At 64.4% G+C, this 14025-nt stretch carries 13 protein-coding genes; 7 read left to right on the forward strand and 6 right to left on the reverse strand.

The annotated features are described in order from the left end of the window. Positions 1-510: 510 nt before the first annotated feature. The 6 genes from rsmG to rpmH are packed head-to-tail and all read right to left on the reverse strand — an operon-like array spanning position 511 to position 3571. Positions 511-1134 (reverse strand): 16S rRNA (guanine(527)-N(7))-methyltransferase RsmG, encoded by a 624-nt coding sequence (gene rsmG, locus FGL91_RS04760; RefSeq protein WP_153243220.1) that lies wholly within the window; start codon positions 1132-1134, stop codon positions 511-513. A 33-nt stretch (positions 1135-1167) separates the two neighbouring features. Further along, the gene (locus FGL91_RS04765; protein ID WP_131491652.1) at positions 1168-1659 is read right to left on the reverse strand and encodes a protein jag; all 492 of its coding nucleotides are present in this window, start codon (positions 1657-1659) and stop codon (positions 1168-1170) included. Beyond that, positions 1656-2726, reverse strand: a complete 1071-nt coding sequence (gene yidC / locus FGL91_RS04770; RefSeq protein WP_047519766.1) for a membrane protein insertase YidC — start codon at positions 2724-2726, stop codon at positions 1656-1658. The genes FGL91_RS04765 and yidC overlap by 4 nt, the downstream gene beginning before the upstream one ends. Before the next feature lie 3 nt (positions 2727-2729). After that, positions 2730-3080 (reverse strand): membrane protein insertion efficiency factor YidD, encoded by a 351-nt coding sequence (gene yidD / locus FGL91_RS04775; RefSeq protein WP_081996891.1) that lies wholly within the window; start codon positions 3078-3080, stop codon positions 2730-2732. Further along, the gene (gene rnpA / locus FGL91_RS04780; protein ID WP_153243221.1) at positions 3077-3427 is read right to left on the reverse strand and encodes a ribonuclease P protein component; all 351 of its coding nucleotides are present in this window, start codon (positions 3425-3427) and stop codon (positions 3077-3079) included. The genes yidD and rnpA overlap by 4 nt, the downstream gene beginning before the upstream one ends. A gap of 6 nt (positions 3428-3433) precedes the next feature. Beyond that, complete coding sequence (gene rpmH, locus FGL91_RS04785) at positions 3434-3571, reverse strand: 50S ribosomal protein L34 (RefSeq protein WP_013584598.1); 138 nt, start codon at positions 3569-3571, stop codon at positions 3434-3436. A 439-nt stretch (positions 3572-4010) separates the two neighbouring features. On the opposite strand from rpmH, the gene dnaA reads away from it, so the two are divergent. The 7 genes from dnaA (at position 4011) to FGL91_RS04820 (ending at position 13839) form a co-directional block, all read left to right on the forward strand. Next, complete coding sequence (gene dnaA, locus FGL91_RS04790; protein WP_416202663.1) at positions 4011-5279, forward strand: chromosomal replication initiator protein DnaA; 1269 nt, start codon at positions 4011-4013, stop codon at positions 5277-5279. Positions 5280-5775: 496 nt separating this feature from the next. Beyond that, the gene (gene dnaN, locus FGL91_RS04795) at positions 5776-6918 is read left to right on the forward strand and encodes a DNA polymerase III subunit beta (RefSeq protein ID WP_047519758.1); all 1143 of its coding nucleotides are present in this window, start codon (positions 5776-5778) and stop codon (positions 6916-6918) included. A 52-nt stretch (positions 6919-6970) separates the two neighbouring features. Next, on the forward strand, positions 6971-8155 hold the full coding sequence (gene recF / locus FGL91_RS04800; RefSeq protein ID WP_131491649.1) for a DNA replication/repair protein RecF: 1185 nt from the start codon (positions 6971-6973) through the stop codon (positions 8153-8155). Beyond that, positions 8148-8651: a DUF721 domain-containing protein gene (locus tag FGL91_RS04805; RefSeq protein ID WP_131491648.1), complete on the forward strand. Its 504-nt coding sequence runs from the start codon at positions 8148-8150 to the stop codon at positions 8649-8651. The genes recF and FGL91_RS04805 overlap by 8 nt, the downstream gene beginning before the upstream one ends. A 118-nt stretch (positions 8652-8769) precedes the next feature. Further along, positions 8770-10839, forward strand: coding sequence for a DNA topoisomerase (ATP-hydrolyzing) subunit B (gyrB, locus tag FGL91_RS04810; RefSeq protein WP_052193261.1), 2070 nt, complete (start codon positions 8770-8772; stop codon positions 10837-10839). Positions 10840-10882: 43 nt separating this feature from the next. Next, positions 10883-13438 (forward strand): DNA gyrase subunit A, encoded by a 2556-nt coding sequence (gene gyrA, locus FGL91_RS04815; RefSeq protein ID WP_131491647.1) that lies wholly within the window; start codon positions 10883-10885, stop codon positions 13436-13438. Beyond that, positions 13435-13839 (forward strand): DUF3566 domain-containing protein, encoded by a 405-nt coding sequence (locus FGL91_RS04820; RefSeq protein WP_047519752.1) that lies wholly within the window; start codon positions 13435-13437, stop codon positions 13837-13839. The genes gyrA and FGL91_RS04820 overlap by 4 nt, the downstream gene beginning before the upstream one ends. The last annotated feature ends 186 nt before the right edge of the window (positions 13840-14025 follow it).

Here is a 14025-nt window from a genome sequence, read left to right on the forward strand (position 1 = left end):
TTTCACGTGAAACATCATCAAGCGGCACCGCTCTGTGAGCTGAGCACCGACGACTCCTCGCAAGAATCGCCGCGGTCTTCAGTGCCCAGGAGCAGACCACGCCCCTACGCAGACGTCACGTTCCGTTCTCAGCCCTCCCCTAGACGGGCGCCGGCACCACAGCACCCCGGTCCGAGGGACTGGCGTCTCCGTTTCACGTGAAACATCGTCGCAAAGCAAGCACTCCGACAGTGTCGCCTCAGCGGCTCGAATCGCAACGACACCGGAGCATCCACGACGATGCCTGCCTGAACGGCTCGCCTGGTCCACACCGACAGCTGAACGCGACATTCACACCGTCCGCTCCTCCGCGATGCCGCGTCGACGCGGATCCCTCAAGCGCAGGTCGGTGCTCTATCCGAGAGACCCTCCACCGGAACCAGAAGGCCCAAGGCCTCGTGACCGCGAACTCCACCGCAGACAAAGGCGGGGTGTTTCACGTGAAACACCCCGCCTTGAAATCAGGAGGAACTACCGAACGCGGGCGCGAACCACGCGGGTCGTCTCGGTGAGAACACCCTCACCCAGCACTTCCACTCGCACGTCCGACAGACGGAACTTCTTGATCTGCTTCTGGGCCGCTTCGATCTCGTTCGCGGCGTTCATCCCCTTGAGCAAGGCAAGCTCTCCGCCGTCGCGCACGAGTGGGGCAGTGAGAGGGATGAGCGTACGCAAAGCGCTGACCGCCCTCGCCGTGACGACATCGAAACCCTCGGCGGGATGAACATCCTCGGCACGCGCACGCTGCACCACGACATTGGCCAGTCCCAGCGCCTCCACCTGCTCGGTGAGCCACGTGACCCGACGCTCCATCGGTTCGACGAGAGTCCACTTCACATCAGGACGCGCGATCGCGAGCACAATGCCCGGGAGGCCGGCCCCGGATCCGATGTCAGCGACCGAACCGTGGAAGAGCGGAGCAGCGATCACACTGTTGAGGATGTGCCGCGTCCACAGGCGCGGAAGCTCGAGCGGTCCGATCAGACCCCTCTCCTCACCCTCACGTGCGAGCGAAGCCGTGAAAGCTCGAGCGAGATCGATGCGGTCACCGAAGAGTTCCGCGGCGACCGCAGGCTCGCTTTCGATCTCAGTCATCTTCAGTTTCCGAACGATGTTTCACGTGAAACATCAACGACGACGAAGGACCGTGTGGCGGTCAGCGCCCTCACCGTACGACTCCGACACCAAGCCACGCTCAGCCGCGATATCGTGCACCAGCTTGCGCTCATAGCTCGACATCGACGGCAGTGAAGCCTGCGAGGAGCCTTCATCGAGCTTCGCGGCCGCTGCATCGACCAGTGTCTCGAGCTGCCGACGGCGCGTGTCACGCGAGCCGGCGATGTCGAGGATCAAGCGGGAGAATGACCCCGTCTTGCTCTGCACCGCGAGGCGGGTGAGCTCCTGAAGCGCCTGCACCGTGTCCGGGGCAGAGAGAAGAGCGAGGCCATCGCCCTCCGCCTCCACCGAGACATACGCGCGCCCCTGACGCACGTCGAGGTTCAGGTCACCGTCGATGTCCGCGATGTCGAGGAGTTCCTCGAGGTAGTCCGCGGCGACGTCGCCTTCGTTCTCGAGCTGAGCCACGGTGGGCTCGGAGCTCTCGGTCATGGTTTCACTCATGAACCGTTCCCCTTCTTCTTCGCACGCTTCTTGCCCACGGGCTGCTGACGCTTGGGCGCCTGAGCCTTCGCCTTCTCCGCCTCCTCGAGCAGACGCTGCTGCTCGGCCTCGTACGCAGCCATCGGGACGACCTTGCCGGAGGAATCGATCGCCTTGCCCTTGCGAGCGAGTCGCTCCTCACGGGCCTTGGCGGCTTCCGATCCGGGAGTCGGCATCTCTCGGATGACGAGGAACTGCTGTCCCATGGTCCAGAGGTTGGAGATGAACCAGTACACGACCACGCCGAGCGGGAAGAAGACACCGGAGAAGATGAATCCCAGCGGCAGCACGTAGAGCATGATCTTCTGCATCTGGTACGCCTGGCCGGTCTTGGCCTCCGGCGACAGGTTCTTCGAGATGATCTGCAACTGCGTGAAGAACTGCGAGGCGATCATGAGCACGACGAGCGTGACCAAGATGATGATCGCCGTGGTGTTGTTGGCGTCGACCGCGTCGCCGAGGGTCTCGTGCAGGGACGCGACCCCGAAGAGCTTGGCGTCGTAGAACTCCTTGGTGAGCTCGGGGTTGAGCAATCCCACACCGCCGAGGCTTTGCTCCGCATGCTTCTTGACATCGCTCAGCACGCTGTACAGCGAGAAGAAGATCGGCATCTGCACAAGAAGGGGCAGGCAGCTCGACATCGGTGTCGTGCCGTGCTTCTTGTAGAGCGCCATCGTCTCGCGGCTCATGGCCTCGCGAGACAGCTGATCCTTCTTGCCCTTGTACTTCTCCTGAACTTTCCGCAGTTCAGGAGCGATTTCCATCATCTTTCGCTGGCTCTTGATCTGCTTCACGAAGAGCGGGATCAGCGCAGCGCGGACGACGACGACGAGGCCGACGATGGACAGTACCCAGGTCAGACCCGATGCGGAAGGAAGACCGACGGTGGTCAGAAGCCAATGCCAGGCGACGAGGATCAGCTCGACGACCCACTTCAGCGGCCAGAGGATGGTGCCGAGCAGGTCGAATCCCCCCGCCGCAGGTTCGGGGCTGGGAGTCGCGCTGGCGAGCAGAAGGTCAAGACCCACCGATCAGTCCTTTCGGGAAGGGACGACGAAACCGTGTGTGGTCAAGTCGTAACGGAAGTGGTCGTGCGGCCGGACGTCATCCACGCCGCCGCTGGTCCAGGGATTGCAGCGGAGGATGCGCCACGCCGAGAGCGCCGCTCCCTTCACTGCACCATGCTGCTGCACCGCACCTACAGCGTAAGCCGAACAGCTGGGGTAGTACGCACAGACATCTCCATACATCGGGGAGATCACCTTGCGGTACGCCGTGAGGAACCCCAGCACGAGGTTCCGGGGGATCACCGGGATGGTTCGCACCAGGTCACGCGCATGCCATCGCGCCGTTCCCACAGAAGACGCCGGTAGCGCGGTCATGCCGACACCGTGGCGGCCACGAGTCTGCTCAGGCAGCGATCGACGTCGGCGCGAAGATCCGCGAAAGTCGCGCTGGAGGACGCAGGAAGGGCACGGATGACGACATCCGTGCCCTCAGGGACGCGCGGGAGCGCCTCCGCGCACACGGCTTTGAGTCGCCGACGCACGGTATTGCGCACCACAGCGGTGCCCACCTGCTTGCTGATGATGAATCCGAACCTCGCGGCCCTGTTCTCGCCCGTCGCCAGCACCGAGGTGATGACGCGCGCCCCACCACAACGGGATCCGCGTCGAACGACCAGACGGTAGTCGCTCCCGCGGGTCAGTCGATACGGGCGGGCGAGCACAGCGGACTACGCAGAGAGCTCGGTGCGGCCCTTCGCGCGGCGTGCAGCGAGGATGCCGCGGCCGGCACGCGTACGCATGCGGGCACGGAAGCCGTGCTTCTTGGCGCGACGACGGTTGTTGGGCTGGAAAGTGCGCTTGCTCATGGAATCACTCCGGGAATGCTGCCACCGGATTCACTTCGACCGGAGACATGGGGAACTGCCAAAAATGGCATAAGTCAACCGACTTAGGGTACGTCCTACCGGCGCGCAGAGCAAATCTGCGCGCTTCCGCGAGGGCGGCCCGGCGGGCACCGCACAGCCATTATCCACAACCGTGGCGCGCCCGGCAGGCACAACACGCGCGCGTGTTTTCAAGGGCAGGTTGCCGTTCACAGCCGGGATGACTACCGTGGCATCCTAAGTTATCCACAGGGGGCACGGCACGTCGACCCCGCCTCGATTCCTCGTCCGGAGCGTCATGACATCACCTGCCCAGCCCGACGTCCCGATCTGGACCACGGTGCAGGAGCTGCTGGCCGACGACGATCGCGTCACCCCCCAGCTGCAGGGCTTCCTCAGCCTCGCCGTCCCGGCCGGCGTCATGTCCGCGACGCTGTACCTGGAAGTCCCCAACGATCTGACCGCAGCGCAGATCAACAAGCGTCTCCGACTCCCGATCATGGAGGCCCTTTCGCACATCGGCGAAGAGGTCACGTCCTACCGCGTCGTCGTGAACCACGAACTGGCGGAGCAGCAGACGGCCCCCATCGCCGTCGGAGACTTCGGACGCACCGAGCAGAGCCGCGTCGAGTCCCCGATGGAACAGCCCACACAGCTGCGTCACGAATCCCGACTGAACCCGAAGTACACCTTCGACAACTTCGTCATCGGCCAGTCCAACCGATTCGCACACGCTGCGGCGGTCGCCGTGGCCGAGGCGCCGGCCAAGGCGTACAACCCGTTGTTCATCTACGGCGACTCCGGACTCGGCAAGACACACCTCCTCCACGCGATCGGTGACTACGCGCAGTCGCTCTACGCCGGAGTCAAGGTCCGCTATGTCTCGAGCGAGGAGTTCACGAACGACTTCATCAACTCGATCGCGAACAACCGCGGTGCCGCGTTCCAGGCCAGGTACCGCGACGTCGACATCCTCCTCATCGACGACATCCAGTTCCTGCAGGGTCGCGCCGAGACCCAGGAAGCGTTCTTCCACACGTTCAACACGCTGCACGATCACAACAAGCAGGTCGTCATCACCAGTGATGTCGCGCCGAAGCACTTGACGGGCTTCGAGGATCGGATGCGGAGCCGCTTCGAGTGGGGCCTCATCACCGATGTGCAGGCACCGGACCTCGAAACCCGCATCGCGATCCTCCGCAAGAAGGCGCAGAGCGAGGCCCTCCACATCCCCGACGAGGTGCTCGAGTACATCGCGACCGTCGTCTCCTCGAACATCCGCGAGCTCGAGGGTGCACTCATCCGCGTCTCCGCGTTCGCGAGCCTGAACCGCTCTTCCCTCGACATCTCCCTCGCGCAGACCGTGCTCCGCGACATCATCGACACGGCGGAGGACAACATCATCTCGCCGACCGACATCATCACGGCCACGGCGCAGTACTTCAAGCTCACCGTGGACGATCTCTACGGTTCGAGCCGATCGCAGCAGATCGCCACGTCACGACAGATCGCCATGTATCTGTGCAGGGAGCGAACGAGCCTGTCCCTGCCGAAGATCGGTCAGCTGTTCGGCAACCGCGACCACACCACGGTCATGTACGCCTACAAGAAGATCAGTGAGCTCATGAAGGAGCGTCGCTCCATCTACAACCAGGTCACCGAGATCACGACGCAGCTCGGCCGACGCTGACACGCCGCACCTCCGAAAAAGTGGAGGACCGCACCCGAATGGATGCGGTCCTCCACTTTTTTGTGTGCCCGACAGGGATTCTGATCTCTCGATAGATGCCTCTATGCACATGTGGATAACTTGTGGATGATCGTGGATTCCATCGGGACGAATGTGAGCTGAACACCCAAACCTGTGGATAACTCGGACAACACCTCGGTTGTCCCCAGGACCGGGATCCCGCGGATTCCTCAGGGTTTCCACAACTGACAAGCGTGTAGTTCCCTACTCGCTCCTGATATCCACCGACTTATCCACAGTATCCACAGCTGTTAACACCGTTAAGGAGTTAAGTCATTCAAGGCGCGATCCGATCACCAGACGGTGGGGAGAACCGACGAACGGATGACAGGAAACCTCGGCGTAGGGATACGCAGGACTGTGGGGCTAGCATGGGAAGCCCTGCACCGGCAGGGCCGACGACGACGCGTCACAGTTCGACGACAAGGGAGCACCCGTGAGGTTTCAGGTCAACCGCGATGTCTTCAGCGAGGCTGTCTCGTTCGTCGTCAAGCTTCTGCCGCAGCGCAATCCGCAGCCGATCCTCGCCGGAGTCCTGATCGAAGCGGACGGATCCAGCCTCACGCTCTCCGCCTTCGACTACGAGGCCTCCGCTCGGACGACCATCGAAGCCACGGTCGAGACCCCCGGAACGATCCTCGTCCACGGCCGTCTTCTCTCCGACATCGCCAGCCGCCTCCCGAACGCTCCGATCGAGATCGCCGTCGAGGAAGACGGCGGGATCGCCGTCACCTGTGGTTCGGCCCGATTCACACTCGCCGCCATGCCGGTCGAGGAATATCCGTCCATCCCCGAGGTGAACGGATCCTCTGGCGTCGTTCCGGCTGAGGAATTCGGCACGGCGATCGCACAGGTCGGTTTCGCCGCGTCACGCGACGACGTCACTCCCGTCCTCACCGGTGTGCAGCTCGAAGTCTCCGGACACACTCTGAGCCTGGTCGCCACGGACCGCTATCGGGTATCGCTCCGCGATGTGCCGTGGGACGGCGAGTCCGTCGAGGCGACAGCGCTGGTGCCGGCACGCACCCTGCTCGAGGTCGGGAAGACCTTCGGTCACGCCGGGAACATCCAGGTGGCCTTCTCCGGCGCGGGCGATCGCGAGATCATCGCCTTCACCGCCGGCAACAAGACCGTGACCTCGCTGCTCATCAAGGGCAACTTCCCCCCGGTCCGACGCCTTTTCCCCGAGCAGACCGACCACTACGCGGTCGTCAACACGGCCGACCTCGTCGAAGCCGTCCGCCGTGTCTCGCTCGTCCTCGATCGTGCGGCGCCGCTGCGATTCACGTTCTCGAGCGACAGCGTGACCATGGATGCCTCCGGTGGAGACCACGCTCGCGCATCCGAGTCGGTCGATGCGATCCTGTCCGGCGGCGACGAGGTCACGCTCGGCCTCAACCCCCAGTACCTGATCGAGGCTCTCGGAGCGGTCAAGAGCGAGTTCGTCCGCGTGACGTTCACGTCGAGCGACAACGCCAACAAGCTCAGCCCCGTGCTGATCACGAGCCAGACCTCGGTCGACCAGGCGGGCCTCGACTCCTTCAAGTACCTGCTGCAGCCGAACCTCCTCCTTCGCTGATCCCGCGCCTCATCCCGCATCCGTTGTCAGACCTCGAAGGTAGGCTGACTCCGTGATTGTGGAGCACCTGAGCCTGGTCGATTTCCGCAACTACGCGACCGCGGAACTCACTCTCCACCGGGGCCCGAACGTGCTCGTCGGACGCAACGGGCAGGGAAAGACGAACCTGGCGGAAGCGGTCGTGTTCCTGGCCACGCTCGGTTCACATCGCGTGTCGTCCGATGCACCCATGGTGCGCGACGGGCAGGAGTTCGCGGTTATCCGGGCACGGCTCTCGCACGGCGAGCGTCGAGTGCTCGCCGAAGTGCAGGTGAACAGGCAGGGGTCGAACAAGGCACGCATCAACGGCTCTCCGTCCAAGCCGAACGAGCTGCCCCGCTACGCGCACGTCGTCCTCTTCGCGCCGGAGGACCTGCAGATCGTCCGGGGAGACCCGTCCGCCCGCCGTCGGTTCAGCGACCAGCTCCTCATCCAGCGCACTCCACGGATGGCGGGCGTGCTCGCCGACTACGACCGTGTGCTCAAGCAGCGCAATGCCCTGCTGAAGTCGGCGCGTGCCCGCGGCATCCGGGGCGAAGGTCTGAGCACCCTCGATGTATGGGACGACAAGCTGGTCTCCCTGGGGTCCGAGATCATCACGGCTCGACAGCGGTTGGCCGTCGATCTCCAGCAACCCGTCGCCGATGCATATGAAGCGATCGCCGGTGCAGATCATCGTCCGCAGTTGGAATGGGCGCTCTCGGTCGGTGGCGGCGACCCCGAAGAGGATGAGGGCGGACCCGAAGAGGTCTCCCCCGCTGACAGGCTCAGCGATCCGAACCGCATCGCGGACCTCTTCCGGGCCTCTCTCGCGGCGAAGCGTTCCAACGAACTCGACCGCGGCCTCACACTCACCGGACCGCATCGAGACGATCTCGTGCTCCGTGTCCGTGACCTTCCGGTGAAGGGGTACGCCTCGCACGGGGAGTCCTGGTCGGTCGCGCTCGCGCTCCGGCTGGCGTCGGCGGAGCTGTTGCGCAGTGAATCCCCCGCCGGCGATCCGGTCCTGATCCTCGACGACGTGTTCGCCGAGCTCGATGCGGACCGGCGTCGACGACTCGCAGCCCTCACCGCAGGGTACGAACAGGTCGTGGTGACCGCGGCGGTGGAGGAAGATATCCCTGAGGTGCTGCACGCGCATGTGGTGCGCATCAGCGCCGGGACGATCAGTGATGAACGGGAGGCAGCCGATGACTGACGCCGCACCGACTCCCGCTGCCGATGTCCCCGAGACGGTCGGCACCTACCTGCGTCTGCGCGGTCTGCAGCCGAGCTCGAAGAGCTGGAAGCGCAAGCGTCGCATCACGACCGATGACGACAACGCGCCGTTCACACCCGGGCGGGACCCCGGGACCCTCGGCGCGGTCCTGGACAAGCTGAGCCGCGACTCGGGGTGGCAGATCACTCTGGCCAGGGAAGACCTCGTCCGTCAGTGGGCGGATCTCGCGGGCGCCGACACGGCGAAGCACTCCGAACCCGTCTCCCTGGAGCGAGGATTGCTCACCGTGAAGTGCGACTCGACGGCATGGGCGAAGAACCTGCAGTTCATGCGCGCGACGATTCTCACCGAGATCGGTCGCCGCTATCCGGAGGCCGGCGTGGAGAACCTGCGCTTCATCGGACCGGACGTCCCCTCGTGGAAATGGGGTCCCAGAGCCGTTCCAGGGCGGGGCCCGCGCGATACCTACGGGTAGGACACCACGCAAGGGGTCAGAAACGCTCAGAGGGCCACACACGGCCGTAGAGCGGTGTTTCCCCACGAAACTCCGCTAGAATGGCAGTTCGTGATATCGATGTGGAGAATGCCCTCTGATGACGCCTGAATCCCCCGCTGACGAGACGGAATCGAACATCGGGGGAACCCCCGAGGACCAGGGCACCATTGCACCCAAGGCGAAGCAGCCCGGGGAGTACGGCGCCGACTCGATCCAGATCCTCGAAGGCCTCGAAGCCGTCCGCAAGCGTCCCGGTATGTACATCGGTTCCACGGGACCGCGCGGTCTGCACCACCTCGTCTACGAGATCGTCGACAACTCGGTCGATGAGGCCCTCGCCGGATACGCCGACACGATCTTCGTGACGATGCTCGCCGACGGTGGCGTGCGTGTGGTCGACAACGGTCGAGGCATCCCGGTGGACCCGCACTCTTCCGACCCGAACAAGTCGACGGTCGAGGTCGTGCTCACGATCCTGCACGCCGGCGGAAAGTTCGGAGGGGGCGCCTACGCCGTCTCCGGTGGTCTGCACGGTGTCGGATCCTCGGTCGTGAACGCGCTCTCGACACGGTTCGACGTCGAGGTCAAGCAGAAGGGCTTCGTCTGGCGGCACAGCTTCGCCGACGGCGGCATCCCGCAGCAGAAGCTCGAGAAGGGCGAGGCGACCGAGGAGACCGGAACCAGCATCACGTTCTGGCCGGACGCCTCGATCTTCACCGAGACGATCGAGTTCGACTACGACACGCTGCGCACACGATTCCAGCAGATGGCGTTCCTCAACAAGGGACTGCGCATCGAGCTGCGTGACGAGCGGGAGTCGTCTGCGTACGAGGTCGAGGAAGACGGCGCGACCGTCACCAAGCAGCCCGGCGACGTGTTCTACTACGAGCGCGGACTGGTCGACTACGTCGAGTACCTCAACAAGGTGCGTCACGCCGAAGTCGTGAACGACGAGATCATCGCGTTCGAGTCGGAGGACACCGAGCGCAAGATCTCGCTCGAAGTCGCGATGCAGTGGACGACGTCCTACACCGAGAACGTCTTCACCTATGCGAACACGATCAACACCCACGAAGGTGGGACGCACGAGGAGGGCTTCCGGGCAGCTCTGACCACGCTGGTCAACAAGTACGCCCGGGCGAACAACCTCCTCAAGGAGAAGGACGACAACCTCTCCGGTGACGACGTGCGTGAGGGACTGACCGCGGTCATCTCGATCAAGCTCGGCGAGCCGCAGTTCGAAGGTCAGACCAAGACCAAGCTCGGCAACACCGAGGCGAAGGCATTCGTGCAGAAGGTCGTCGGCGATCAGCTCGGCGACTGGCTCGAGCGCAACCCGAACCAGGCGAAGAACGTCGTCCGCAAGGCGATCGATGCCGCGACCGCTCGTCTCGCCGCTCGCAAGGCCCGCGAGACCGCTCGCCGCAAGAGCGTGTTCGAGTCTGCGGCCATGCCGGACAAGCTCAAGGACTGCACCAGCAAGGATCCCTCCATCAGCGAGATCTTCCTCGTCGAGGGTGACTCGGCCGGTGGTTCCGCGGTGCAGGGTCGCGACCCGCACACGCAGGCGATCCTGGCGCTCCGGGGGAAGATCCTCAACGTCGAGCGTGCACGTCTCGACAAGGCGCTGGGCAACAAGGAAGTCCAGGCGATGATTCAGGCCTTCGGCACCGGGATCGGCGAAGAGTTCGACATCGAGAAGGCTCGCTATCACAAGATCGTCCTGATGGCGGATGCCGATGTCGACGGCCAGCACATCACGACTCTGCTGCTCACCCTGCTGTTCCGCTACATGCGCGGACTCATCGAGGCCGGCTTCGTGTACCTCGCGATGCCGCCGCTCTACCGCCTGAAGTGGTCGAACTCCGCACACGAGTATGTGTTCAGCGACGCCGAGCGCGACGCCCTGCTCGCGCACGGGCTCGAGAACGGCAAGCGGATCCCGAAGGATGCCGGCATCCAGCGCTACAAGGGTCTCGGAGAGATGAACCCCAAGGAGCTGTGGGAGACGACGATGGACCACACCACGCGCACCCTGCAGCAGATCACCATCGAGGACGCGGCCGCGGCCGACGAGATCTTCAGTGTGCTGATGGGCGAGGACGTCGAGTCCCGACGCAGCTTCATCCAGCGCAACGCCAAGGACGTCCGCTTCCTCGACATCTGATGCCCGCGGGCTCAGACCAGATGTGTGACAGAGAGATTGATTCATGACTGACGAAGAACGCACCGAACCGGAACACGATCACGGCAAGATCGACCAGGTCGACCTGCAGTCGGAGATGCAGCGCAGCTACCTCGACTACGCCATGGCCGTCATCGTGGGGCGCGCCCTCCCCGATGTGCGCGACGGACTCAAGCCGGTGCACCGCCGTGTGATCTACGGCATGTACGACGGAGGGTTCCGCCCGGACAAGTCGTTCTCCAAGTGCGCGCGTGTGGTCGGCGAGGTCATGGGCCAGTACCACCCGCATGGCGACTCGGCGATCTACGACGCCCTCGTGCGACTGGTTCAGCCGTGGTCCCTCCGCTACCCGCTCGCTCTCGGGCAGGGCAACTTCGGTTCCCCCGGGAACATGGGCGCCGCGGCTCCGCGATACACCGAGACGAAGATGGCTCCGCTCGCGCTCGAGATGGTGCGCGACATCGAAGAGGAGACCGTCGACTTCACCGACAACTACGACGGTCAGACGCAGGAGCCGACGGTTCTCCCCGCCCGGTTCCCGAACCTGCTCGTCAACGGTTCCGTCGGTATCGCGGTCGGAATGGCCACCAACATCCCGCCGCACAACCTGCGCGAGGTGGCGGATGCGGCGCTGTGGGCGCTGGACAACCCCGGCATCCCCCGCGAGGAGCTGCTCGACGGTCTGATCCAGCGCGTTCCCGGCCCCGACTTCCCGACCGGCGCGCAGATCCTCGGGACGAAGGGCATCCACGAGGCGTATCGGACCGGTCGCGGCTCGATCACGATGCGCGCGGTCGTCAACGTCGAGGAGATCCAGGGTCGTACCTGCCTCGTCATCACCGAGCTGCCCTATCAGGTCAACCCCGACAACGTCGCGGTCAAGATCGGCGACCTGGCCCGTGACGGCAAGATCACCGGCATCGCCGACATCCGTGACGAGTCCTCGGACCGCACGGGTCAACGTCTGGTCGTCGTGCTCAAGCGCGACGCCGTCGCGAAGGTCGTGCTCAACAACCTGTACAAGCACACGCAGTTGCAGGAGAACTTCGGCGCGAACATGCTCGCGATCGTGGACGGTGTCCCGCGCACGCTCGCGATCGACGGGTTCATCACGCACTGGATCTCCCACCAGATCGATGTGATCGTGCGACGCACAGAGTTCCGGCTGCGCGAGGCCGAGAAGCGGATGCACATCCTGCGCGGATATCTGAAGGCGCTCGACGCGCTCGACGAGGTCATCGCGCTCATCCGACGGTCGCAGACCACGGCGGATGCGAACGAGGGTCTCCAGAAGCTCCTCGACATCGACGAGATCCAGGCCGATGCGATCCTGCAGATGCAGCTGCGTCGCCTCGCAGCTCTCGAGCGTCAGCGGATCATCGATCAGGCGAACGAGCTCGAGGCCCAGATCGCGGACTACAAGGCGATCCTCGCCGACGAGGGTCGTCAGCGTGTGATCATCCGCGAAGAGCTGACCGGCATCGTCGACCGCTTCGGTGACGAGCGTCGCACGCACATCCTGCACGGCTTCGACGGCGATGTGTCGATGGAAGACCTCATCGCCGAAGAAGAGATGGTGGTGACCGTCACGCGCGAGGGCTACATCAAGCGCACGCGCAGTGACAACTACCGCTCCCAGCACCGTGGCGGCAAGGGCGTCAAGGGCGCTCAGTTGCGGGCGAACGACATCGTCGAGCACTTCTTCGTGACGACAACGCACCACTGGCTGCTGTTCTTCACCGACAAGGGCCGGGTCTACCGCGCGAAGACCTACGAGGTGCCGGAGGCCGGACGCGACGCCAAGGGCATGCACGTCGCGAACCTCCTCGCACTGCAGCCCGACGAGAGCATCGCCCAGGTGCTCGACATCCGTGACTACGGGGTGGCGGACTACCTCGTGCTCGCCACCCGAGAGGGCCTCGTCAAGAAGACCCGGCTCGACACGTACGACACCAACCGCCAGGGCGGCGTCATCGCGATCCGTCTGAACGAGGAGGACGAGCTGGTCAGCGCGCTCCTCGTGAACGCGGAGGACGACATCCTCCTCATCAGCCGGCACGGGATGTCGGTGCGCTTCGAGGCCACCGATGAGGCGCTGCGTCCGATGGGTCGCGCGACGGCCGGTGTTCGGGGCATGAAGTTCAAGATCGACGACGACTCCCTGCTCTCGGCCTCCGTCGCCGCCCCGGGGAAGTTCGTCTTCGTCGTCACCGACGGCGGCTACGCGAAGCGCACCGCGATCGAGGAATACCGGGTCCAGGGACGCGGCGGGACAGGCATCAAGGTCGCCAAGTTGAACGACGATCGGGGCACTCTCGCGGGCGGTCTGATCGTCGCAGAGGACGACGAGGTCTTGGTGGTTCTGTCCAGCGGCAAGGTGGTACGCTCTGCCGTGGCCGAGGTCCCCGCCAAGGGTCGCGACACCATGGGAGTGGTGTTCGCCCGGACGACGGAGGCCGATCGCATCCTCGCCATCGCCCGTAACGGTGAGCGTGGCCTCGCCGAAGAAGAGGCCGAAGCGGAGGATGCCGAGATCCAGGCACCTGAGACGACAGAAACCCCCGAGGATACAGACGCATGAGTACAGTGGCCGACAAGCTGGCGAAGAAGTCGACACGCAAGACAGGCGGCAAGCAGGTCCGGCTTCGTCTGGTCTACGTCGACTTCTGGTCGGCGGTGAAGCTGTCGTTCCTCGGAGCCGTGGCCCTCGCGGTCGTCACGATGGTGTCGTTCTTCCTCATCTTCCTGGTGCTCCAGGCGACGAACGTCATGACGACGGCCGAGAGCTTCCTGGTCGGCATCACCGACAACGCTTTCGTGCTGTCCGAGGTCGTCGGACTGCCGCAGGTCATGGCCTTCGCGGCGGTCGTCGCCATCCTGAATCTCATCGTCTTCACGGTGCTCGGCGCCGTGGTCGCCGGCATCTACAACCTCGCCGTGAAGGTGACGGGCGGATTGCTCGTCGGGTTCATGTCGAACTGATCCCTCACACGGACACACGAAGGGCGGATGCTGCGGCATCCGCCCTTCGTCGTTCCCTCGAGCGGTTGCTACACGACGCCGGTGGTGCCGAGCAGCGTGCCGCATGCGGGCGATCCGGAGCGCGCGTTACGGAAAACCCGAAACAGAGTGTCCGGGTGACTCGGTGCCGCGCGCAACGGCCCCGCC

Origin of the sequence: Microbacterium sp. CBA3102 (genome assembly GCF_007954505.1) — a bacterium.
GTDB classification, from domain to species: Bacteria; Actinomycetota; Actinomycetes; order Actinomycetales; family Microbacteriaceae; genus Microbacterium; species Microbacterium aurugineum.